General features: G+C 70.3%; 20 protein-coding genes. 11 read left to right on the top strand and 9 right to left on the bottom strand.

Annotated elements, in window-relative coordinates; all coding sequences use genetic code 11:
* Positions 1-351 precede the first annotated feature (351 nt).
* The 7 genes from AC16DP_RS03875 to AC16DP_RS03845 are packed head-to-tail and all read left to right on the top strand — an operon-like array spanning position 352 to position 8,024.
* Positions 352-483 carry a hypothetical protein gene (locus AC16DP_RS03875; RefSeq protein ID WP_329730766.1) on the top strand — a complete coding sequence of 44 codons (132 nt, stop codon included), beginning with the start codon at positions 352-354 and terminating at the stop codon, positions 481-483.
* Between the two features lie 14 nt (positions 484-497).
* Complete coding sequence (kdpF, locus tag AC16DP_RS03870; RefSeq protein ID WP_329730765.1) at positions 498-587, top strand: K(+)-transporting ATPase subunit F; 90 nt, start codon at positions 498-500, stop codon at positions 585-587.
* Positions 588-594: 7 nt separating this feature from the next.
* Positions 595-2,301, top strand: coding sequence for a potassium-transporting ATPase subunit KdpA (kdpA, locus tag AC16DP_RS03865; protein ID WP_329730764.1), 1,707 nt, complete (start codon positions 595-597; stop codon positions 2,299-2,301).
* Positions 2,302-2,323: 22 nt separating this feature from the next.
* The gene (gene kdpB / locus AC16DP_RS03860; protein ID WP_329730763.1) at positions 2,324-4,384 is read left to right on the top strand and encodes a potassium-transporting ATPase subunit KdpB; all 2,061 of its coding nucleotides are present in this window, start codon (positions 2,324-2,326) and stop codon (positions 4,382-4,384) included.
* 15 nt (positions 4,385-4,399) lie between these two features.
* Entirely contained in the window at positions 4,400-5,005 is a 606-nt protein-coding gene (gene kdpC, locus AC16DP_RS03855) for a potassium-transporting ATPase subunit KdpC (protein ID WP_329730762.1), read from the top strand.
* On the top strand, positions 5,002-6,162 hold the full coding sequence (locus AC16DP_RS03850) for a sensor protein KdpD (RefSeq protein WP_329730761.1): 1,161 nt from the start codon (positions 5,002-5,004) through the stop codon (positions 6,160-6,162). The genes kdpC and AC16DP_RS03850 overlap by 4 nt, the downstream gene beginning before the upstream one ends.
* Entirely contained in the window at positions 6,159-8,024 is a 1,866-nt protein-coding gene (locus tag AC16DP_RS03845) for a sensor histidine kinase (RefSeq protein ID WP_329730760.1), read from the top strand. Before AC16DP_RS03850 ends, AC16DP_RS03845 begins: the two co-directional genes overlap by 4 nt.
* A 1-nt stretch (position 8,025) precedes the next feature.
* Here AC16DP_RS03845 and AC16DP_RS03840 read toward each other — a convergent pair whose 3' ends face one another.
* From AC16DP_RS03840 to AC16DP_RS03830, 3 genes are all read right to left on the bottom strand, one after another.
* Entirely contained in the window at positions 8,026-8,586 is a 561-nt protein-coding gene (locus tag AC16DP_RS03840; protein ID WP_329730759.1) for a PIN domain-containing protein, read from the bottom strand.
* 36 nt (positions 8,587-8,622) lie between these two features.
* Positions 8,623-9,102: a helix-turn-helix domain-containing protein gene (locus AC16DP_RS03835; RefSeq protein WP_329730758.1), complete on the bottom strand. Its 480-nt coding sequence runs from the start codon at positions 9,100-9,102 to the stop codon at positions 8,623-8,625.
* An 88-nt stretch (positions 9,103-9,190) separates the two neighbouring features.
* Positions 9,191-10,540: a sigma-54-dependent transcriptional regulator gene (locus AC16DP_RS03830; protein ID WP_483956629.1), complete on the bottom strand. Its 1,350-nt coding sequence runs from the start codon at positions 10,538-10,540 to the stop codon at positions 9,191-9,193.
* A 214-nt stretch (positions 10,541-10,754) separates the two neighbouring features.
* Here AC16DP_RS03830 and AC16DP_RS03825 point away from each other — a divergent pair, with 214 nt between their 5' ends.
* Positions 10,755-11,099 (top strand): hypothetical protein, encoded by a 345-nt coding sequence (locus tag AC16DP_RS03825; protein ID WP_329730756.1) that lies wholly within the window; start codon positions 10,755-10,757, stop codon positions 11,097-11,099.
* Between the two features lie 42 nt (positions 11,100-11,141).
* Here AC16DP_RS03825 and AC16DP_RS03820 read toward each other — a convergent pair whose 3' ends face one another.
* Positions 11,142-11,882 carry a GNAT family N-acetyltransferase gene (locus AC16DP_RS03820; protein ID WP_329730755.1) on the bottom strand — a complete coding sequence of 247 codons (741 nt, stop codon included), beginning with the start codon at positions 11,880-11,882 and terminating at the stop codon, positions 11,142-11,144.
* Positions 11,883-11,966: 84 nt separating this feature from the next.
* On the opposite strand from AC16DP_RS03820, the gene AC16DP_RS03815 reads away from it, so the two are divergent.
* Both AC16DP_RS03815 and AC16DP_RS03810 read left to right on the top strand, forming a co-directional pair.
* Positions 11,967-13,043 (top strand): saccharopine dehydrogenase family protein, encoded by a 1,077-nt coding sequence (locus AC16DP_RS03815; RefSeq protein WP_329730754.1) that lies wholly within the window; start codon positions 11,967-11,969, stop codon positions 13,041-13,043.
* Between the two features lie 251 nt (positions 13,044-13,294).
* Positions 13,295-14,884: a methyl-accepting chemotaxis protein gene (locus tag AC16DP_RS03810; RefSeq protein WP_329730753.1), complete on the top strand. Its 1,590-nt coding sequence runs from the start codon at positions 13,295-13,297 to the stop codon at positions 14,882-14,884.
* 62 nt (positions 14,885-14,946) lie between these two features.
* On the opposite strand, the gene AC16DP_RS03805 is transcribed toward AC16DP_RS03810, so the two are convergent.
* Entirely contained in the window at positions 14,947-16,593 is a 1,647-nt protein-coding gene (locus AC16DP_RS03805; protein WP_329730752.1) for an RICIN domain-containing protein, read from the bottom strand.
* 116 nt (positions 16,594-16,709) lie between these two features.
* Between AC16DP_RS03805 and AC16DP_RS03800 the strand changes: the two genes are divergently transcribed.
* Positions 16,710-17,702, top strand: a complete 993-nt coding sequence (locus tag AC16DP_RS03800) for an Rpn family recombination-promoting nuclease/putative transposase (protein WP_329730751.1) — start codon at positions 16,710-16,712, stop codon at positions 17,700-17,702.
* Positions 17,703-17,721: 19 nt separating this feature from the next.
* Here the strand turns inward: AC16DP_RS03800 and AC16DP_RS03795 are convergent, their stop codons facing one another.
* From AC16DP_RS03795 to AC16DP_RS03780, 4 genes are all read right to left on the bottom strand, one after another.
* On the bottom strand, positions 17,722-18,612 hold the full coding sequence (locus AC16DP_RS03795) for a sulfite exporter TauE/SafE family protein (protein ID WP_329730750.1): 891 nt from the start codon (positions 18,610-18,612) through the stop codon (positions 17,722-17,724).
* Positions 18,609-19,229 (bottom strand): rhodanese-like domain-containing protein, encoded by a 621-nt coding sequence (locus AC16DP_RS03790; protein ID WP_329730749.1) that lies wholly within the window; start codon positions 19,227-19,229, stop codon positions 18,609-18,611. Before AC16DP_RS03790 ends, AC16DP_RS03795 begins: the two co-directional genes overlap by 4 nt.
* Before the next feature lie 25 nt (positions 19,230-19,254).
* Positions 19,255-19,959, bottom strand: a complete 705-nt coding sequence (locus AC16DP_RS03785; protein ID WP_329730748.1) for an MBL fold metallo-hydrolase — start codon at positions 19,957-19,959, stop codon at positions 19,255-19,257.
* 152 nt (positions 19,960-20,111) lie between these two features.
* Positions 20,112-21,434, bottom strand: a complete 1,323-nt coding sequence (locus tag AC16DP_RS03780) for a sigma-54 interaction domain-containing protein (protein ID WP_329730747.1) — start codon at positions 21,432-21,434, stop codon at positions 20,112-20,114.
* Between the last annotated feature and the right edge of the window lie 27 nt (positions 21,435-21,461).

Raw genomic sequence — 21,461 nt, 5'->3', positions numbered from 1 at the left:
CCAGGCGAAAGGTGGAGGAGATGCGGCGGTCGTCTCCTCATCCACCCAACTTATCCGGTCTCTTCCTCCACCCAACCTACCCTGTGGTCTCGACTATGTTGAAAAACTTGTCGGACAGTCCACTAGCTCCCTTCCCGCCGAGGATCGCCGCCTCGGGGGCGGCCCCTGGAGCGCTCGCTCTCCTCCCCGTGACGAGGGCGTACCTTTCTCCCCGGGGTGGGAACGGGTGTTCCTTTCAGGGCGCACGGTCCGAACCGGGCCGTTCGTGCAAGTTGCAACCACGGGGCGGGGACGTTGTTCGTAACCCCTCGGAAGCCCTGGGGTTTCGAGGTGGGGAGGGTGGTACGGCGGGTGCTTCGTGAGAGGGCGCGTCATGAGCGCTTCCAACCAGGAGCAAGCCCCATGGATCTCGTCCTCGTGCTGGTCACCGTTGGTTTCTTCGCGCTCGCGTGGGCCTACACCCGCGGCTGCGAGCGCCTCTGAAACGGAGACACCCCATGACCTTCGAATACGTCTCCGGCGCCGTGCTCGCGGTGCTGCTCACCGTCTACCTCGTCTACGCGCTGCTCCGGCCGGAGCGCTTCTAGGCTCGCCATGACCCTCATCGGTGGGTTGCAGATCGTCCTCTTCTTCGTGCTGGTGCTGGCGGTGACGAAGCCGCTGGGCCTCTACCTCTTCCACGTCTTCGAGGGGCCCACGCAGCCCCTGCCCAAGGTGCTCGGGCCCGTGGAGCGGCTGCTGCTCAAGCTGTGCGGCGTGGACCCCAGGCGGAACCCCGAGCAGACGTGGGTGCGGTATGCCCTGTCGCTGCTGGCCTTCAGCCTCTTCAGCGTCCTCCTCGTCTACCTGCTGCAGCGATTGCAGCACGTGCTGCCGCTCAACCCCCAGAACCTGCCCGCGGTGGGTCCGGAGCTGGCCTTCAACACGGCCGCCAGCTTCACCACCAACACCAACTGGCAGTCCTACGCGGGCGAGTCCACCCTGAGCTACCTCACCCAGATGGCGGGGCTGGCCTGGCAGAACTTCGTGTCCGCGGCGGCGGGCATGGGGGTGGCGCTGGCGCTCGCGCGTGGCTTCACCCGGCGGCCCGGGCCCGAGGGACAGAAGACGCTGGGGAACTTCTGGGTGGACCTCATCCGCGGCACCCTCTACGTGCTGCTGCCCCTGTGCTTCGTGTACGCGCTCTTCCTCGTGTCCCAGGGCGTGCTGCAGAACTTCGCGCCCTACCGCGAGCTGACCACGCTGGAGGGAGTGAAGCAGACGCTCGCCATGGGCCCGGTGGCCTCGCAGGAGGCCATCAAGATGCTGGGCACCAACGGCGGCGGCTTCTTCAACGCCAACAGCGCCCACCCCTTCGAGAACCCCACGCCGCTCACCAACCTGGTGCAGCTGCTCTCCATCTTCGCCCTCCCCGCCGCCCTCACGTACACGTACGGGAAGATGGCGAGGGACACGAAGCAGGGCTGGGCCCTCTTCGCGGCCATGAGCCTCCTCTTCTTCGTGGGCGTGGCCGCCGCCTACGCCGCCGAGTCCCAGGCCAACCCCGCCGTGGCCGCCGCCCGGGTGGTGCAGCACGGCAACCTCGAGGGCAAGGAGGTGCGTTTCGGCATCCCCGCCTCGGCCCTCTTCGCCACCGTCACCACGGACGCGAGCTGCGGCGCCGTCAACTCCATGCACGACAGCTTCACCGCGCTCGGTGGCCTGGTGCCGCTCGTCAACATCCAACTGGGCGAGGTCATCTTCGGCGGCGTGGGCGCCGGCCTCTACGGCATCCTCGTCATGGTGGTGCTCGCCGTCTTCATCGCCGGCCTCATGGTGGGCCGCACCCCCGAGTACCTCGGCAAGAAGATAGAGGCGAAGGAGATGAAGCTCGCCATGCTGTACGTGCTCATCTTCCCGCTCGTCATCCTCGGGCTGGGCGCGGCCGCGGCGGTGCTTCCCCAGGGCGTGTCCTCGCTCCACGACGCGGGGCCGCATGGCCTGACCGAAATCCTCTACGCGTACTCCAGCGGCACGGGCAACAACGGGAGCGCCTTCGCCGGCCTCGATGCCAACACGCCCTTCTGGAACGTCTCCCTGGGTCTGGCCATGCTCGCCGGGCGCTTCCTGATGATCATCCCCGTGCTGGCCCTCGCCGGCTCCATGGTGGGCAAGAAGACGGTGGCCCCCGGCCCTGGCACCTTCCCCACCCACGGCGCGCTCTTCACCGGCCTGCTGGTGAGCGTGGTCGTCATCGTCGGCGCGCTCACCTTCTTCCCCGCCCTCTCCCTCGGCCCTCTCGTCGAGCACTACCTCGGCTAGGCCGGAAAGGTGTTCTGAGCCCATGCGCTCCTCGACCTCGACACCCGTGTCGCTCTTCGAGCCGTCGCTCTTGAAGCAGGCCGCGCTGGACAGCCTGCGCAAACTCCACCCCCGGGACGTGGCCCGCAACCCGGTGATGTTCGTGGTGTGGGCCGGCAGCCTGCTCACCACCGTGCTGGTGGTGAAGGACCTCGTCACGCCGGGGCCCGCGGATACGCCGGTGGGGTTCACCGTGTCGGTGATGCTGTGGCTGTGGTTCACCGTGCTCTTCGCCAACTTCGCCGAGGCGGTGGCCGAGGGCCGCGGCAAGGCCCAGGCGAGCTCGCTGCGCAAGATGCGCAAGGACACCCTCGCCCGCCGCCTGGTGGACGGGCGGGAGGAGCGCGTCCCCGCTCCCAACCTGCGCAAGGACGACCTCGTCGTCTGCGAGGCGGGGGACCTCATCCCCGGCGATGGCGAGGTGGTGGAGGGCATCGCCAGCGTGGACGAGTCCGCCATCACCGGCGAGTCCGCCCCCGTCATCCGCGAGTCCGGCGGGGACCGCTCGTCCGTCACCGGCGGTACCAGGGTGCTCTCCGACCGCATCGTCGTGCGCATCACCGCGGACCCGGGCGAGTCCTTCCTGGACCGGATGATCGGCCTCGTGGAGGGCGCCGCGCGGCAGAAGACGCCCAACGAGATTGCCCTGCACATCCTCCTGGTGGGCCTCACCCTCGTCTTCCTGCTGGCGTGCGTGACGCTGGTGCCGCTGGCGCTCTACTCGGGCGTGAAGCTGTCGGGCACGGCGGTGGTGGCGCTGCTGGTATGCCTCATTCCGACCACCATCGGCGGCCTGCTGTCCGCCATTGGCATCGCTGGCATGGACCGGCTGCTGCGCAAGAACGTGCTGGCCATGAGCGGGCGCGCGGTGGAGGCGGCGGGCGACGTGGACACGCTGCTGCTGGACAAGACGGGCACCATCACCCTGGGCAACCGCATGGCCACGGAGCTGCTGCCCCTGCCGGGCGTGCGCATGGAGGACCTGGCCGAGGCCTCGCAGCTGGCGAGCCTCGCGGACGAGACACCCGAGGGCCGCTCCATCGTCGTGCTGGTGAAGGACACCTACAAGATGCGTCCGCGCGAGCTGCAGGCGCACCAGGCCACCTTCGTGCCCTTCACCGCGCAGACGCGCATGAGCGGGTGCGACCTGGTGGACCCGCACCCACGCAGCATCCGCAAGGGCGCGGTGGATGCCGTCATCCAGCACGTGGAGGCCCAGGGCGGTGCCGTCCCGCCCGCGCTGCGCGAGACGGCGGCCCGCATCGGTGACGCGGGTGGCACCCCGCTGGCCGTGTGCGACGGCGCGCGCGTGCTCGGCATCATCCACCTCAAGGACGTGGTGAAGGGCGGCATCCAGGAGCGTTTCGACCGCTTCCGCGCCATGGGCATCCGCACGGTGATGATTACGGGCGACAACCCGCGCACCGCGGCGGCCATCGCCCGCGAGGCCGGGGTGGACGACTTCCTCGCCGAGGCCACGCCCGAGGCCAAAATGGAGCTCATCCGCGCCGAGCAGGCCAGGGGCAAGCTGGTGGCCATGACGGGAGACGGCACCAACGATGCGCCCGCGCTGGCCCAGGCGGACGTGGGCGTGGCGATGAACACCGGCACCCAGGCCGCCAAGGAGGCCGGCAACATGGTGGACCTGGACTCCAACCCCACCAAGCTGCTGGAGGTGGTGGAGGTGGGCAAGCAGCTGCTCATGACGCGCGGCACCCTCACCACCTTCTCCATCGCCAACGACGTGGCCAAGTACTTCGCCATCCTCCCCGCGCTCTTCATGGGCGTGTTCCCGGAGATGGGCCCGCTCAACATCATGGGCCTCACGTCGCCCTACAGCGCCATCCTCTCCGCCGTCATCTTCAACGCCCTCATCATCATCGCCCTCATTCCGCTGGCCCTGCGCGGCGTGCGCTACCGGCCCCTGGGCGCGGCGGCGCTCCTGCGGCGCAGCCTGCTGCTGTACGGCGTGGGCGGCGTCATCGTCCCCTTCATCGGCATCAAGGCCATCGACGTGCTCCTCACCGCCGCCGGGCTGGCTTGAGAAAGGACCCGCTCCATGTTCTCCACGCTCCTCCTCGCTCTGCGCGCCGCGCTCGTCACCCTGGTGCTCACCGGCGTGCTCTACCCATTGGCCGTCACCGGCGTGTCCCAGGTGCTCTTCCCCGAGGAAGCCAACGGCTCGCTCGTCACCCACGAGAAGGGCCAGGTGGTGGGCAGCGCCCTCATCGGCCAGGGCTTCTCCCGGCCCGGCTACTTCCAGCCCCGGCCGTCCGCGGCCGGCAACGGCTACGACGCCGTGGCCTCCAGCGGCAGCAACCTCGGGCCCACTTCCCGGAAGCTGAGGGAGCGGGCGGTGGCCGAGGCCGAGCGCCTGCGCCAGGAGAACCCGGACGCCCCGGGCCCCGTGCCCGCAGAGCTCGTCACCACCTCGGGCTCGGGCCTGGACCCGCACCTGTCCCCCGAGGCCGCGCGCTGGCAGGTGCCCCGCGTGGCCCGTGCCCGCCACGTGGCGCCCGAGCGCATCCTGGCCGTGGTGGACGCGCACACCGAGGGGCGCACGCTGGGCGTGCTCGGTGAGCCGCGGGTGAACGTGTTACAGCTCAACCTGGCGTTGGATCGGCAGTTCGGCGAGAGCGTGGGCACGGCGGCAGAGGTCCCGTGAAGCGGAAGAGTCGCGCGGAAGACTTCCTCGAGCTGGTCGAGCGCGGCCGGCGCGGGCGGCTGAAGCTGTACATCGGCTTCGCCGCCGGCGTGGGCAAGACGTACCGCATGCTCGAGGAGTCCCACGCCCTGCGGCAGCGCGGGGTGGACGTGGTGCTCGGCTTCATCGAGCCGCACGGCCGCGCCGAGACGGCCGCGCTCGTCGAGGGGTTGGAGGTGGTGCCGCGCCAGGTGTTCACCTACCGGGACGTGGCCGTGGAGGAGATGGACCTGGACGCGGTGCTGGCGCGCAAGCCCCAGGTGGCGGTGGTGGACGAGCTGGCCCACACCAACGTCCCCCTGTGCCGCCACCGCAAGCGCTACCAGGACGTGGAGGAGCTGCTCGCCGCCGGCATCAACGTCATCGGCGCCTTCAACGTGCAGCACCTGGAGAGCCTCAACGACATCATCGAGCGCGCCACCGGCATCCGCGTGCGCGAGACGCTCCCGGACAGCTTCCTCAAGAACGCGGACCAGGTGGTGAACCTGGACCTGGCGGTGGAGGATCTGCACGAGCGGCTGAAGACGGGAAGAATCTACGCGCCGGACAAGGTGCCGCACGCGCTGGAGGGCTTCTTCAAGCAGGAGAACCTCTCCTCGCTGCGCGAGCTGGCGCTGCGCGAGGTGGCCGAGAGCCTGGACCGCTCCACGGGCACGCGCGCGCGCCCGGGCGAGGAGCCGCCGCAGAAGGGAGGGGGCTGGGGCCGGGTGATGGTGGCGCTCAGCAGCAACCCGCCGCACGCGGCCACGCTGTTGCGCCGGGGCTCGCGGATGGCGGGCCGGCTCAACACGGACTGGTTCGTCGTCTACGTGGAGACGCCCGGCGAGGCCCCGCACCTCATCGACTCGGAGGCGCAGCGCCACCTGCTGGCCAACATCGAGCTGGCGAAGGAGCTGGGCGCGGAGGTGGTGAGGGTGAAGGGGAAGGAGCCGGTGGTGGCGCTGCTGGACTTCGCCCGCTCGCACGGGGTGGGCCACATCATCGTGGGCCGCTCGCGCCAGCCGTGGTGGAAGCAGTGGCTGGGGCGCGCCTCGGACGTGCGCCTGTTGCGCGAGGGCGAGGGCTTCGACATCCACGTGGTGTCCTTCCATCCGCCCCAGGAGGAGCGCCCGTCATGAGTCTGCGTGCCAAGCTGCTGCTGGCCCAGGCGCCGCTGGCGCTCGCGCTGCTGCTGGTGGGCGTGGTGGCCGTCAACACGCTCGGCCGGGTGGGGCACGCGGGGCAGGACATCCTCGCGGACAACTACCGCAGCGTGCTGGCCATGCAGCGCATCATCGAGCACCTGGAGCGTCTGGACAGCGCTTCCCTCTTCCTCGTCGCGGGCGAGCGGCAGCGGGGGCTGGAGCAGGCCCGGGAGCACCTGCGGCCGCTCGAGGCGGAGCTGACGGTGCAGGAGGGCAACATCACCGAGCCCGGAGAGACCGAGGCCACCGCCCGGCTGCGGCGGGCCTGGACGCGCTACCGCACCGGGTACGAGGCCTTCGCCTCCGGGGAGCGGGCCGAGTCCCGGCGCGCGGCCTACTTCGAGGTGCTGGCGCCGGCCTTCCGCGAGGCCAAGGCGGCCACCCAGGCCCTCCTCGCGCTCAACCAGGACGCCATGGTGCGCAAGAGCGACGCCCTGGAGCGGCAGAGCCGCCGGATGAACACGCTCATGGTGATGGCCGTGGGCGTGGCGCTGGTGGGCGGCCTGCTCGCCTCGGTTTCCCTCACCCAGCGGGCGCTGCGGCCGGTGTCCGTGCTCTCCCAGGCGGTGCGGCGGTTGGGGCAGGGGGACCTGGCCACGCGCGCGGTGGTGCGGGGCCAGGATGAGATTGCTCAGCTCGCCCGGGACTTCAACGCCATGGCGGAGGCGCTGCAACGCTACCGGCGGAGCTCGCTGGGGGAGCTGCTCCAGGCGCAGGCGTCCTCGCAGGCCTCCATCGACAGCCTGCCGGACCCGGTGGTGGTGTTCGGCGTGGAGGGCGGGGTGCTCAACGTCAACCGCGCCGCGGAGGAGGTGCTGCGGCTGTTGGTGGAAGGGGGCAGCGGAGCGCTGGGGCAGGTGGTGCCGGAGGTGCGCGAGGTGCTGGAGCGGGTGCGCGCGCACGTGCTGGGCGGCAAGGGGCCGTACCTGCCGAGGGGTTACGAGGAGGCGGTGCGGGTGGAGGGCGGGGAGGGAGGCCGGTGGCTGCTGCCGCGCGGCAGTCCGGTGTACGGAGAGGGCGGCGGCGTGGTGGGGGCCACGGTGCTGCTCCAGGACGTGACGCGGCTGCGGCGCTTCGACGAGCTGAAGAACGACCTGGTGGCCACGGTGGCGCATGAGTTCCGCACGCCGCTGACCTCGTTGCGCATGGCCATCCACCTGTGCGCCGAGGGCGTGGCGGGGCCCATCACGGAGAAGCAGGCGGACCTGCTGTACGCGGCGCGTGAGGACTGCGAGCGGCTGCAGGGCATCGTGGATGACCTGTTGGATTTGTCGCGGCTGCAATCGGGGCGGGTGGAGTTGGAGGTGCGGCCGGTGTCCACGGAGGCGGTGCTGGAGGCGGCGTTGGCGCCGCACCGGGTGGCGGCGGAGGAGCGGGGGGTGCGGCTGTCCAGGGAGCAGGCGCCGGGGCTGGAGCGGGTGGAGGCGGATCCGGACCGCTTGCAGCTGGTGCTGTCCAACCTGGTGGCCAACGCCGTGAGGCACACCTCGCGGGGAGGCGAGGTGGTGGTGCGGGCGAGGCAGGAGGAGGAGCGGGTGCGCTTCGAGGTGGCGGACACGGGCGAGGGCATCGCACCGGAGCACCAGCAGCGCATCTTCGAGAAGTTCTACCGGGTTCCTGGAGCGGGCACCGGGGGCGCGGGGCTGGGCCTGTCCATCGCACAGGAGATCGTCCAGGCGCACGGGGGGGAGATGGGGCTCTCCAGCGAGCCGGGAGTGGGGAGCACCTTCTGGTTCACCCTGCCGCGGACGAGGGCACCGGAGGGGGATGCGTCCGCTCCAGCGTTCGAGCGCTGATTCAATCGCCGAGCTCGCCACGGATGAGCCGGGTGAACTCGGGCACCGTCTTCGCGAGCCCGTCGAGGAGCTGGGGCAGTTCCATGGGAGGGCGCCTCAGTGCCGCAGCCTGTTTCTTCAAGAGCGCCATCATCCCGGTTGGATCCAGATCGAACAGGTTGGCGAGAAATTCGTCTGGATGTTGTGCCTCGATACCGGGAGGCAGGTCCTTGGCTCGGAAGTGTTTCAGGTTGCTCGTCACGATGACCTGCGCATGCGCGTGAAGGGCCACGGCAACGACGTGGCGGTCTCCTTCATGGTTGCGTAGGTCCGGCACCAATGACTCGTGACCGGTCACCCGTGCATTGGGAAAGGCCTTTTGCATCTGAGCGACGAGGGAGCGGGCGCGCTCCTCTGTGGTGGTCGCCGTCGACACCAGGTTACGGCGCATCTCCTCGAGGATTTGTGCGCTCCAGTAGGGCTGGTAGTGCCCTGCATGCGCAGCTCTCAACAAGGTGTCCCGCAGAGAGAAGGGGAAGAGCACGCAGGCATCGAGGACGCTCTTGAAGGTTGACGTGAACAATCGGTTTGGACACGCTAACCTCCCAAGTCACTTCCTTCAACTGCACTCGGAGTAGCCGCCAAAATCCTGGCTCATCTGCGCCAACTCATCCAGGTCCGCTTCTCGTTGGGCGTCGCGCTTCTCCTTGTACGCCAGCAGGTCATCGATGCGGATGCGCCGGTGCTTTCCGGTCTTCGTGTAGGGGATGGCTCCCTCATCCAGGAGGCGGACCAGGTACTGGCGGGAGACGTTGAGCAGATCCGCAGCCTGTTGGGAGGTGAGCTCCTTGTGGACCGGGACCACGGTCACGGCGTCTCCCCGAGCTAGCACCGTGACGACCTGCCGGAGCAGGTGGAAGACGGGTTCAGGCAGCTCGAGGGTCTCGCCTCGGGGGCCGACGAGCCTGGGCCTCTGTGTGCTCTTGCCCTCCATGAGCCGGGCCAATTCGACGACCTCGGCCAGGGCCTGCTCGGAAGCGGAGACCGGATTTCTCGGGTCCAACATCGCGGGAGAGGGGACTTTGCGAGCGCGAGACATATCCATGAATCTACGGATAATCGTCCCAAACGCAACCACCTCGTAGGTAGCTCCCTCGGCTGGAAGACACCGGCCGGGCGCCGCCCGCTCACCCCATGCCGCCCGGGGCCGCCTCGTACTTCTTGCGCTTGCGCCAGAGGGTGGACGCGTCGATGCCGAGGATGTGCGCGGCCTCGTCCAGGGTGGGGACGCTCGCCATCACCCGGAGGATGTGCTCACGCTCCACCTCCTCCAGCGTGTGGGGCCCGCCCAGCGCCACCACCGAGCCCGTGGCCGCGGCGATGCGCTCCGGGAAGGCCTGCGGCTCCAGCACTTCCGCCGGCCAGACGATGAGCGCCCGCTCCAGCGCATTGCGCAGCTCGCGCACGTTGCCCGGCCACCCATGGGCCCGCAGCATCTTCTCCGTCGCCGGGGACAGCTCCGGCACCGGCCGCTTCGCCGTGCGCGCGAAGAAGGCCAGGAAGCGCCGGGCCAGCGGGAGGATGTCCTCGGGCCGTTCCCTCAGCGCCGGCAGCTTCACCTCGACGACGTTGAGCCGGTAGAGCAGATCCTCCCGGAAGTGGCCCCCGGCCACGGCCTTCTCCAGCTCCCGGTTGGTGGCCGCCACCACCCGCACGTCCGCCCGGCGCGTGCGCCCCTCGCCCAGGCGCTCGAACTGCTTGTCCTGGAGGAAGCGCAACAGCTGCGCCTGCAGCGCGGGACTCATCTCCGTCACCTCGTCCAGGAAGAGCGTGCCGCCCTCGGCCTGCTCCACCCGGCCCGGCTGGTCCCTCACCGCGCCCGTGAAGGCGCCGCGCACGTGGCCGAAGAGCTCGCTGGAGAGCAGCTGCTCGGAGAGGGCGGGGCAGTTGATGGTGACGAAGGGCCGGCGGCGCCGCGCGCTCAGCGAGTGCAGGGCCCGCGCGAGCACCCCCTTGCCCGTTCCGCTCTCCCCGCGCAACAGCACCGCCGCGTCCGAGGCCGCCGCCCGGGTGACGAGCGCCAGCGCCGCGTGCATGGCTGGCGAGGCCGTCTCCAGCGTGGCCTCGGGCACCGACTGGGCGAGCTGGCCCTCCAGGTTGCCCAGCTGGGAGCTCAGCTCCTGGTGGGCGCGCGTCTTGTCCACGAGGTGCCGTATCTGCGCGGGGGTGAAGGGCTTGGGGAGGTAGTCGCGCGCCCCGCGCTTCATCGCCTCCACCGCGGTGTCGAAGGTGGCGTAGGCGGTGATGAGGACGACGTCCAGGGTGGGGGACTCGGCGAGCAGGCGGGGCAGCAGCTCCAACCCGCTCGCGGTGCCCAGGCGCAGGTCCACGAAGGCCAGGTCGGCCGGGGACTGGGCGAGCGCGGCGAGCGCGGCCTCGGCCGTGGCCGCCTCCCGCACCTCGCAGCCGAGCCCCTCCAGGCACATGCGCAGCGTGGTGCGGATGTTCCGCTCGTCGTCCACCACCAGCACCCGCATCGGGCGCGGCTCCACCACGGGCGCGACAGGTCCGGTCTCCATGCCCTCATCCTAAGTGCAGGCCGCGCGCCATACCGGAGGTGGGTTCCTCCCCAGGTGGAAGAAGGGGAGAGCCGGCCCGGGGGAGGTTGCATCCTGCACGCGGGTCCGGGCGCCCCGGTTGCAGGGTGCAAGGAAGGCTGGCACGGAGGCGGACCGTGCTCATGTGTAGGGCATGGCGACGCGCGCGATGAGCCGGGGCGAGCCGGGGCTCACCCGGGAGCACTGGGGTGTCCTGAGCCGGGTGCTGGTGGGGGCCCTGGCCGTGCTGCTGTTCGGGGGGGGCCTGTCCTGGGTGCTGGGGGCCGAGCGGCGGGCCCTCCAGGCCCTGGAGCCGGGGAAGCGGGCGGTGCTCTTCCAGGAGAGCTATGCGAGCTTCGAGACCTTGTGCCAGGAGGACCCGGGGGGCGCCCTCACGGCCAACTGCCGCCGGCAGGCCCGTTTCCTGACGCAGTTCCCCGAGTGTGGCACCGCCTGCCGCGCGCGGACCTCCCCGTACCTCTCCTCCTGGACGCGCTGAGCGGGCGCCCTTGCCCTCTTCCAGGCCCGGAGGAGGGGACGGCTACTCCGCGTCCTCCTCCGGAGCGGCCGGCACGGGCGTGATGGCCACCTTCTTCCGGGCGCCTCCCGCGGCCGGGCGCCGGGCCCGGGGCCTCTTGCCCAGGAGCGCGGGGCCGCTGACCTCCTCGGGCATGAGGCCCGTGGTGGGCGTGCCCTCGGGATGCGCGGGCCGGGGCTTGATGCGGCGCGGGGGCAGCAGATCCGGCTCTCCCGGCACCTTCTGGGCCAGGAAGATGGCCGCGTCCAGCTTGTAGAAGTTGCGCGCCCGGTACCACGAGAGCGCCGACTCGTTGTTCTCCGCCACCTCCAGCACCAGGTGCGTGCAGCCCCGCGTGCGCGCCAGGTGCTGCAGCTGCTCCATGATGAAGCTGCCCACGCCCCGGCCCTGGTAGTCCGGGTGCACCGCCAGCTCCTCCACGAAGAGCGGCCGCATGCCCCGCTTCTCGAACCAGCGCGGGTTCACCCAGTTGTCGTCCCCCGTGGCCTCGAAGGCGCACTCGGAGTAGCCGACGATGTCCCCGTTCACCTCGTAGACGAGCTGCTCTATCCACTCCGAGGAGTACACCTCGAGGAAGCGCCGCTTGGAGCGGGGCCGCTGGTACTCGACTGTCTCGCGGTTGACGTCCCGGAAGACGAGCTTGAGGAACTCCCAGGCCCGGTTCAGGTCCCTGCGGTGGATGCGCCGCACGCGCACCTCCAGCGTGTCCTTCTTCTTGCGCGAGGGAGGTTTCGTCTCACTCATATACCCCCCCCTCCTAGCCGACTCGGCGGCGCGATGCGCGGGGAACCGTACGCGACTACCCACTGCCCGGCATATGGTGCGCGCGTGAACCCTCCGACGAACCCGACTCCCCGGTGGCTGCTGTACGGCGCCACCGGCTATACCGGTGCCCTCATCGCCGAGGAGGCCGTGCGCCGCGGCCACAAGCCCGTGCTGGCCGGCCGCTCGCGCGAGAAGCTCACCCCCCTGGCCTCGCGGCTGGGCCTGGACGCGGTGGCGGTGGGCCTGGACGACCTGCGCGGCCTGGTGTCCGCCCTGGAGGGCCTGCCCCTGGTGGTGCATGCCGCCGGCCCCTTCGTGCACACCAGCGAGCCCATGGTGCAGGCCTGCCTCGCCGCCGGGGCCCACTACCTGGACATCACCGGCGAGATTCCCGTCTTCGAGAACACCTTCCGCCACGACGCCGAGGCGAAGCGCCGCAACGTCGTCCTGATGTCCGGGGTGGGCTTCGACGTGGTGCCCACGGACTGCCTCGCCCGCTACGTGGCGGACAAGGTGCCCGGCGCTCACGAGCTGGAGCTGGCCATCGCCGCCGTCGCCTCGCCCAGCGCCGGCACCGCGAAGTCCATGCTGGAGGGCCTGCCCTCCGGCTGCTTCGTGCGCCGGGGCGGCCAGCTGCAACCGTGGCCCATGGGGCAGGGCGTGCGCCGGGCGCGCTTCTCCGACAAGGAGCGCACCGTCGTCCCCATTCCCTGGGGAGACCTGGTGACGGCCTGGCACTCCACCGCCATCCCCCACATCACCACCTACCTGGCCCAACCGGCGGCCGTGGCCCACGCGCTGCGCTTCACCTTCCCCGTGCTCCGGCGGCTGGTGGCGGTGGAGCCCGTGCGCGAGCAGCTGGCCCGGCTGGTGGAGGCGCGCGTCCAGGGGCCGGACGAGACGCTGCGCCAGCGGGGCCGCTCCCAGGTGTGGGCCGAGGCGCGCGCGCCGGACGGGCGGCGGGCGGAGGCGGTGCTGGAGACACCCGAGGCCTATGCCTTCACCGCCCGGGCCACGGTGCGCGCGGTGGAGGAGGTGCTGGCCGGAGCGCGGCGGGGTGCCTTCACCCCGGCCCAGGCCTTCGGCGCGGACTTCGTCCTCTCCATCGAGGGCGTGCGCCGCATGGACCTGCCCACGTAGGGGAGTCCCCTCCCGGCCGGCTCCCCCCCAGGCGGGGAGGCTGGGAGGGAGACACGCGGGGTCATCTCCACCCCGGGTGTTGGCTGACATCCCCCGGGAGGGGGCGACGCGCGCCAGGAGGGCGCATCCGATATCCTGCGGCCCGTGCGCGGAGGACCTGCGCCGCCCGTGGGGAAGCGCGGAGCCGAGAGGGCCCGCGGAGGAAGGAGAACCATGTCCAGGCGTTTCACGTCCCGGGCCGAGGGGGGACGATGACGTTCAAGCGGAAGGTCTTCCTCCTGCCGGTGGTGGCCACCGTCTTCCTGTTGGGCATCCTCGGGGTGTCGGTGGTGGTGGGCCAGGTCACGGCGCGGCTGGGCCGGCGCATCGCGGACGGGTACACGCCCGCGCTCGCCACGGCGCGCAACCTGGAGGCGCTGGCGGTGTCCCTCGAGACCGGTCTGCGCGAGGCGTACCTGGGACGGGACGTGGCCCGGCTGGCGGGACTGTGGGCGCAGGTGAAGGCGTTCGAAGAGGAGCTGGCGCGCGGGGCGGCCAACCCGGTGATGGAGGCCTCGCGGGTGCAGACGCTGGACGAGGCCTTCGACGCGTTCTGGTCCCAGGGGCAGCGCACCCTGGAGCAGGCGGCGCGGGCGGAGCCGGAGGCGGAGGCGGCCTTCGCGCAGGCGATGCAGCGCTCGGCGGCGCTGCGGCAGCTGCTGCGCGGCACGAGCGAGTGGGCCCATGCCGGGCTGGAGCGCTCCTACGACGAGATGGCCGTGCTGCAGCGCGGGCGGCGGCTGTGGGTCATCAGCCTGTCGGTGCTGTGCCTGGTGGCGCTGTGGGGGCTGTCGTTCTGGCTGGTGCGGGGCGTGGTGGGGCCGCTCCACCGGTTGACGCAGGTGACCACGCGCATCGCCACCGAGGGAGACCTCACGCAGCGCATCGACGTGGACTCGCGGGACGAGCTGGGCGAGCTGGCGCGGGGGATTGAAGCGCTGGTGACACGGCTGCGCACGGTGCCGGTGACGCTGGAGGACGTGCTGGACGAGCTGACGCAGGCGGCGGAGCGGCTCACCGAGTCGAGCCAGCGGCAGCTGTCGTTCCTCAGCCACCAGTCGCGCAGCCTGTCGGAAGCGGGCTCGACGATGAGTGAGATCGCCCAGACGTCGAACCTGGCGGCGAGCCGGGCGGAGATGGTGCTGCGGGTGGCGGCGCAGGCGGACGCGTTCAGCGCCTCGGGGCGGCAGTCCATCGAGAGCAGCGCCCAGGGGTTGCAGCAGCTGCGCGAGCGGGTGGATGCGCTGATGCGCAGCGTGGCGCACCTGTCGGAGCAGGCGGCGCGGGCCGGTGAAATCATCGGCAGCGTGAGGGACCTGGCGGACCAGTCGAACGTGCTGGCGCTGAATGCATCCATCGAGGCGGCGCGGGCGGGGGAGGAGGGGCGGGGCTTCGCGGTGGTGGCGCGGGAGATGCGGGCGCTGAGCGGCCAGTCGGTGCAGAGCACGCAGCGCATCGGGAAGATATTGCTGGAGATCAACCAGGCCATCCGCGCGGCGGTGTCCATCGCCGAGCAGGACAGCCAGCAGATGGAGGCGGGGATCGTCCAGGTGATGACGTCCGCGGACCGGCTGAAGGAGATCACCACGGTGGTGCACGAGAGCAGCCAGGCGGCGAAGCAGATCGTGGCCTCGGTGACGCAGCAGAACGCGGGCATCGCGCAGATGACCAACGTGATGACGACGCTGTCGCAGATGATGGGCGACGTGGTGGAGTCCACGATGAACGCCGAGGAGTCGGTGATGCGGATGAACGCCACGCTCGCGCGGCTGAAGCAGGTGGCCACGAGCTTCCGCGTGTAGCCCCTCATGAAGCCAGACGCCGGCTCCCCAGAGAGGAGGCCGGCGCCGGGGAGGGGTTGCGCTCAGTACATCTTGATGGTGAACACCTGGTTGTTGACGGAGCCGTTGCTCGGAGCCAGGCACTCCCACTGCTGGATGTTGGTGCCGTTGCTGGACCCGCCGCCCGCGACGTCGACGCACTTGCCGGTGCGGGTGTTGATCATGTGGAACTTGTTCTGACCGGGGAACTGCTCGAAGCGGAAGAGCTGGTTGGGGTTGTTCACGTCACACTGCCACATCTGGATGTTGGTGCCGTTGGTGGTGCCACCGCCCGAGACGTCGAGGCACGTGCCGGACTGCGAGTTCTTCGCCAGGAAGACGTTGGGCGTCGGGGTCGGGATGAGGGTGAAGTTCTCGTTGTCGTTGCCGCTCGTGCAATCCCAGATTTGAGCGTTGGTGCCGTTGGCCGGGTTGCCGTTGACGACGTCGATGCACTTGCCGTTGCCCTCGTTGCGCAGCTGGAACTTCACGATCCACGGAGAGTCGGTGGCCAGGAGGCTCCAGGAGGAGATCAGGTCGTTGAAGCTGAAGTCCTTCAGGTTGTTGACGACCGAGTTGTCGAGGAACGGGAACACGTTGGCGAAGGTGCGCGAGCCGCCGCCGAAGTTGCTGTGCTCGTAGAAGGTGCCCGCCATCACGTTGGGGATGGTGAAGGCGGTGATCTCATCGTTCCAGGTCGAGTCGTTGCCGTGGGTGTAGAGGTTGAAGGCATCCGAGAAGCCGGAGGCGTCGAGGTTGACGTTGATGGAGCCGTTGACGCAGAACGCCCAGCTGCCGCCCCAGGCGCTGTCGTACGCGTGCCGGAAGGCCTCGATGCAGTACTTGTCCTTGAGCGCCAGGAACCTGGACATGTGGTTGTACACGGCCTGCGTCAGCGCGGGATAGACGTGGTACTTCGTCGAGCCCGAGATGCTTCCGCCCATCAGCACGCCCACGACGTAGTACTGGCCGTTCTCCTGGTAGAGCAGCGGACCGCCCGAGTCACCGCCCTCGGTGTAGGGCTGCGTCGAGGTGTCGGAGACGATGTTGAAGTACCCGTAGTCCGAGCCGTTGTGGGTGTTCGTCGTGCCGCTGATGGGGCGGGTGCCATACGCCTTCGTCGTCTCGCCGCCGAAGCCGATCATCGTCACGTGGGTGCCCACCGTGACCTGGTCGGTCTTGTAGGCGAACGGCAGGTACTTGCTGAACGTCCGCTTGCCGAACTTCACGAGCGCCAGGTCGCGCTTGTACGTGCTCTCGCCCTGGGAGGTGCCGTAGTAGACGTTCGAGTACAGGTCCTTCGACATCACGATGTAGCTGGAGTACGAGCCCTCGGTGTTGTTGTTGTCACCGTCGGCGTTGTCGACCTTCACCCATTTGGCGACTTCGTTGCCCACCTTCACGCAGTGCGATGCGGTGAGGAGGGTGTCCTCGGAGATCGCCGTGGCGGTACAGGTGTAGTAGCTCCCGGTGGACGGGTAGTACGTGAGGATGCGGACGACCTCGGGGAAGAGGCTCGTCGTGTAGGTGCCGTTGTTGAGCTCGTCCTGCGTGTGGCCGAGGGGCTCCTGGGGAAGCGGAGCGACGGTGCTACCTCCCGCGTTCGACTCGCCCATCGTGTCGATCATCACATCTCCGCAGCCGGCCAACAGGGTCATCGAGGCGAACAGCGTCATCGTCTTCTTCAACATGGGGGTGCTCCAGGGCGGGTGACCGCGTCTTTTGCTCCCTTGGACCCGTGGTCTTCTTTTTCGGGCAAGCGCACCGGAGGATTCGTTGGCCCGCCGAATGCTCTGGCACGGCGCGCATGTCTGGACCGCATGACCTCTTCGCTCGCTACACCTTCGGTCACCCCGAGCGGGCCGCCGCTGAATTGCGCGCCGTACTGCCCGCGCACGTCGTCTCGGAGGTGGACTGGACGTCTCTCCGGCGAGAGCCCGTTAGCGTGGTGGACCCGGAGCTGCGCGAGACCGAGAGCGACCTGCTCTTCACGGCGCGCCTGCGCACGGGACAGCCGCTGCTGCTGTACGTGTTGCTGGAGCACCAGTCGTCGGTGGATTCGTGGATGGCGCTGCGGATGCTGCGCTACGTGGTGCGGCAGGTGGAGCGTTGGAGACAGGAGCACCCGGAGAGCACGCGGCTGCCGGTCATCATCCCGCTCGTGATGTACCACGGGGCGGATGGCGTCTGGACCGCACCGCGCCGGGTGGAGGACCTCTTCGAATTGCCGGGAGGGGAAGAAGCGCGGGAGCGATGGCGAGCCCTGGTGCCGCGTTTCGAGTACCTGCTCGATGACTTGACGGCCGAGCGGGAGGTGGTGCTGCGAGCGCGCGCGGGACCGCCGTTGGCGCGCCTGGCCTGGCTGGTGTTGCGCTACGGACGCACCGGGGAATTGGCGCGGAGATTGCCGGAGTGGATGACGCTCTTCGCGCAGGTGTACGCGGGCGCCGAGGGCGCGGAGCATCTGGTGGTGGTCATCCGTTATCTGGTGTGGGTGGGGGATGCGGCCGTCCACACAGCGGCGAAACGGGTGTTAAATTCGGTGCTGGATGGGCAGCGAGCGGAGGATCTGATGGGCAGCTGGGCCGAGGAGATGATCGAGAAGGGCGTCCAGAAGGGCCGGGCAGAGGGGCTGAGCGAGGCCATCCTGCGGCTCCTCACCGCACGCGGCGTACGCGTCGACGAGACGGTCCGACAGCGCATCCTCACCTGCACGGACATTGCCACCCTCGACCGTTGGTTCGACCGGGCCCTGAACGCGACCACCCTCTCCGACGTGCTGGACGAGCGCGCCCAGTAGACGCGCCCATCCATCCTGTTCACGGGTCCACCGTGTTCCCGCGGTTGCCTCGGAACAACAGCGCGTAGGGCAGCGTCACCGCGCCCACGACTCCCACGAGCCCGAGCCAGGGCCACGGTGTAGCCAGCAGCGGAGCCACTTCCCGCCGCACCGAGGGCGGCACCTGCGCGGCGAGCATGACGCAGGCGATGCCGAGCACGAACACGGCGAAGCCCTTGCGCAGCGCCCGTGGGGAGACGCGGCCCGCGAGGCGCCCTCCCAGGAAGCTGCCTCCCACGGCCGTACCCACCACGGCGGCGGTGAGCCCCCATGGAAGCTGCACATGGCCCAGGTGCCCGAGCAGTCCGGCGAAGCACTGGAGCGAGATGACGGCCAGCGACGTGCCCACGGCGGCCTGCGTGGGCAGTCCCACCAGCACGAGCGCGGGGACGATGAGGAAGCCCCCTCCGGCGCCCACGAGTCCCGATAGCAGGCCCACGGCGGCACCCTGCGCGAGCACGCGCGGCACGGGCAGCAGCACCGGCGCCTGCTCGGCGTCACCGGGCTGCGCGGGAGCCTCCTTGCGCCGCAGCATGGCCACGGCGGCGGCCACCATGATGGTGGAGAAGAGCAGCAGCAGCAGCCCCGGAGGCACCCACTGCGCCAACCTCCCTCCGAGGAACGCGCCGGACATGCCTCCGGCTCCGAAGACGAAGGCCGTGCGCCAGCGCACCCGTCCGGCCCTCGCATGCACCACCACGGCCGAGGCGCTGGTGATGCCCACCACCAGCAGGGACATGGCGATGGCCGTCTTCGGCTCGACGCCGAGCACGTACACCAGCAGGGGCACGGTGAGGATGGAGCCGCCGCCGCCCAGCAGCCCCAGTGACACCCCGATGAGCAGCGAGGCGGCGATCCCGAGCATCATCATGCGGCGCTGCTCTCCGGTCGCGACACGGCGAGCAGGTCCCTGCACTCACGCAGCATCCCCTCCCAGGCGCTCGGGTCCTTCGCCGCCGCCTGTCCGGCGGCTCGCAGCAGCTCGAGCATGCCGAGGAGCTGCGAGTGCGTGGGAGGACCGCCATTCGCCTGGAGCAATCCGCGAGGGATGGACGCGGGGACTCCGCCGCCCAGCTCCCGCATCCGCGCGAGCAGCGTGTCGAGCACGTCCGCCACCTGGAGCGCGGGCGGGTGCTCGGCGCGCACCACCGGCAGCCCCGCCTCGTTCCACGCGAGCATTCCCCCGCGCAGGTTCATCACCCGCTGGAAGCCCTGGCGCACCAGCTGCGCCGCGGCCCGGCCCGAGCGCGCCCCGGAGCGGCACACCATCACCAGCTCCACGTCCCGTGGCCAGCTTCCGGCCGCCTGCTCCACCGTGCTCAGGGGCACGAGCCTCGCCCCCAGGATGTGCCCGAGCAGCCCGTCGAACTCCGCGGGCTCGCGCACGTCCACCAGCCGCACCTCGTTCTTCTCCCCGGCCACCGCGCTCACGTCCACGTCCCGGTAGCCCTCCGCGTGCGGAGTGCCCTTCTCGTACAGTGCGCTCATCGTGTGCTCTCCGTGCTCCGGGGGCTCAGCTCATCGCCTGCGCCGCGGGCGCCGGCTTGCCGCACGCACGGTTCGCCGGCACCGCCACGTCCAGCTTCTTGGGCGGCGCCAGCTTGCGGTTGTTCATGAACTCGATGAACCACTCGCGGCTCCTGCCCGCCAGCCGCGGGTTGTGGCGCTTCTCCTCGCCAATGGTGCTCATCGTCTGGCCCGCGTAGTCGTGGCCCGGGTACACCTCGGTCTCGTCCGGCAGCGTGAAGAGCTTCTGTGTAATCGCGTCGTAGAGCTGCCCGGCGTTTCCGTTCTGGAAGTCCGTGCGGCCACAGGCCCGGATGAGCAGCGCGTCGCCCGTGAAGAGCTTGGGGCCCACCCGGAAGCTCACGCTGTCATCCGTGTGCCCCGGCGTGGCGAGTACCTGGATGCGCAGCCCTCCCAGCGCCAGCTCCTCGCCATCCTTCACCGGCCGGTCCACGCACGGTGCTCCCGCCGCGCTCGCCGCCACCCGCGCCCCCGTCAGCTCCCTCAGCCGCCCCGCTCCCGTGACGTGGTCCGCATGGATGTGCGTCTCCAGCACCAGCACGAGCTTCAGGTCCAGCTCCTTCACCAGCTGGAGGTCTCTCTCCACCTGTTCGAGCACCGGGTCCACGAGCGCCGCCTCGCGCGTCGTCTCGTCGGCGATGAGGTAGGTGTACGTCCACGTTTCCTGGTCGAAGAGCTGGCGGAAGAGCATGCCCGCTGTCATTGCGAGGGCCGTGCCAGCGCCGTGACGCACTGCTTCCCTCTGGGCACGGGCACCACACGGGCACGGATACCCTCACCCCGACCCTCTCCCGGAGGGAGAGGGAGAGAAGGTGAAACGTTTCGTGAAACAGGTGAAACGCTTCAGGCGATGCCCGCGTCCCGGAGCCGGCGCCAGAGGGTCACCCGGCTGATGCCCAGCATCCGGGCGGCCTCCGTGCGGTTTCCTCCCGCTCTCGCCAGCGCGGTCCGCAGTGCCTCCGGGTCGTGGGTGTCCTCTCCCGGCCCGGGCTCGGCCGGCACGGTGGAGGCCGGTGGTGGCCGTGGCTCGGAGAACTCGGGGGGCAGGTCCGCCTCGTGCAACACCGGGCCCTCCCCGATGACGTAGGCGTACTCCATCACGTTGCGCAGCTCGCGCACGTTGCCCGGCCAGCCATGGGACTCCAGCAGGTGCCTCGCCCCCGGCGAGAAGCGCTCCACGTGCCGCGGACCGTTCTGCTCCAGCTCGTCGAGGAAGCGCCTCGCCAGCGGGAGGATGTCCTCGCGCCGCTCGCGCAGGGACGGCAGGAAGAGCGGCACCACCCGCAGCCGGTACATCAGGTCCGCCCGGAAGCGGCCCGCCTCCACCTCGCGCCGCAGCGGCCGGTGCGTGGCGGCCACGATGCGCACGTTCACCGGCACCGACGAGCGTCCTCCCACCGGAATCACCGAGCGCGTCTCCAGCACCCGCAGCAGCTTCCCCTGGAGCTCCAGTGGAATCTCTCCCACCTCGTCCAGGAAGAGCGTGCCCCCGTCCGCCAGGCGGAAGTGGCCCGGGCTGTCCCGCACCGCGCCCGTGAAGGCGCCGCGCACGTGGCCGAACAGCTCGCTCTCCAGGAGGCTCGGCGGCAGCGCGGCGCAGTTGATGGCGCGGAAGGGCCCCTTGCGCCGCGCCGAGATGGCATGCAGCGCGTTGGCCACCAGCTCCTTCCCCGTCCCCGACTCGCCCCGCACCAGCACGCTCGACTCGGTGCGCGCCACCTTCTCCACGATGCGGAACAGGCGCTTCATCCCCGGGTTCCGCGTCCACATGCCGTGGAACGTCTCCTCGGCATCTCCCCGCGTCCCCTCGGTCTCCGTCTCCGCGCCGAGCAGCACCACCCACCCGAGCCGCTTCGCTCCCTGCTCCATGGGCACGGCCCGCACCCGCATCACCCGCACGTCTCCCGGCGTCCGCGACCGGGCCTCCACCGGGTGCCCGTGGGTGAGCAGCGCCTCGAGTCCCCGCGCCCCCTCGGACACGGAGAGCACCTCCGCCAGCGGCGTGCCGGGGCGGACGAGGGCGGGGCCCAGGCGCGCCTCCGCCTCGGGCGTGGCCGCCGTCACCCGCTGCTGGAGGTCGACGAGCAGCACGGCCCCCGCCAGGGCCTCCAGGGCGGGCAGCAGCGGTGGGGAGCTGGCGGAGGGCGGGTGACGCGAGTGGGGCATGGGCTCGAACGGGTGAAACACCGTGTT

The organism is Archangium sp. (assembly GCF_057119385.1).
The sequence above is the reverse complement of the archived record's forward strand: the minus strand, read 5'-3'. Positions and strand labels throughout refer to the sequence as shown.

Excerpts from the sequence above, each read along its gene's own strand:
- kdpF (WP_329730765.1), top strand. The coding sequence starts at position 498 with ATGACCTTCGAATACGTCTCCGGCGCCGTGCTCGCGGTGCTGCTCACC.
- kdpA (WP_329730764.1), top strand. The coding sequence starts at position 595 with ATGACCCTCATCGGTGGGTTGCAGATCGTCCTCTTCTTCGTGCTGGTG.
- kdpB (WP_329730763.1), top strand. The coding sequence starts at position 2,324 with ATGCGCTCCTCGACCTCGACACCCGTGTCGCTCTTCGAGCCGTCGCTC.
- kdpC (WP_329730762.1), top strand. The coding sequence starts at position 4,400 with ATGTTCTCCACGCTCCTCCTCGCTCTGCGCGCCGCGCTCGTCACCCTG.
- AC16DP_RS03845 (WP_329730760.1), top strand. The coding sequence starts at position 6,159 with ATGAGTCTGCGTGCCAAGCTGCTGCTGGCCCAGGCGCCGCTGGCGCTC.
- AC16DP_RS03835 (WP_329730758.1), bottom strand. The coding sequence starts at position 9,102 with ATGTCTCGCGCTCGCAAAGTCCCCTCTCCCGCGATGTTGGACCCGAGA.
- AC16DP_RS03830 (WP_483956629.1), bottom strand. The coding sequence starts at position 10,540 with ATGCGGGTGCTGGTGGTGGACGACGAGCGGAACATCCGCACCACGCTG.
- AC16DP_RS03825 (WP_329730756.1), top strand. The coding sequence starts at position 10,755 with ATGGCGACGCGCGCGATGAGCCGGGGCGAGCCGGGGCTCACCCGGGAG.
- AC16DP_RS03820 (WP_329730755.1), bottom strand. The coding sequence starts at position 11,882 with ATGAGTGAGACGAAACCTCCCTCGCGCAAGAAGAAGGACACGCTGGAG.
- AC16DP_RS03810 (WP_329730753.1), top strand. The coding sequence starts at position 13,295 with ATGACGTTCAAGCGGAAGGTCTTCCTCCTGCCGGTGGTGGCCACCGTC.
- AC16DP_RS03805 (WP_329730752.1), bottom strand. The coding sequence starts at position 16,593 with ATGTTGAAGAAGACGATGACGCTGTTCGCCTCGATGACCCTGTTGGCC.
- AC16DP_RS03800 (WP_329730751.1), top strand. The coding sequence starts at position 16,710 with ATGTCTGGACCGCATGACCTCTTCGCTCGCTACACCTTCGGTCACCCC.
- AC16DP_RS03795 (WP_329730750.1), bottom strand. The coding sequence starts at position 18,612 with ATGATGATGCTCGGGATCGCCGCCTCGCTGCTCATCGGGGTGTCACTG.
- AC16DP_RS03790 (WP_329730749.1), bottom strand. The coding sequence starts at position 19,229 with ATGAGCGCACTGTACGAGAAGGGCACTCCGCACGCGGAGGGCTACCGG.
- AC16DP_RS03785 (WP_329730748.1), bottom strand. The coding sequence starts at position 19,959 with ATGCTCTTCCGCCAGCTCTTCGACCAGGAAACGTGGACGTACACCTAC.
- AC16DP_RS03780 (WP_329730747.1), bottom strand. The coding sequence starts at position 21,434 with ATGCCCCACTCGCGTCACCCGCCCTCCGCCAGCTCCCCACCGCTGCTG.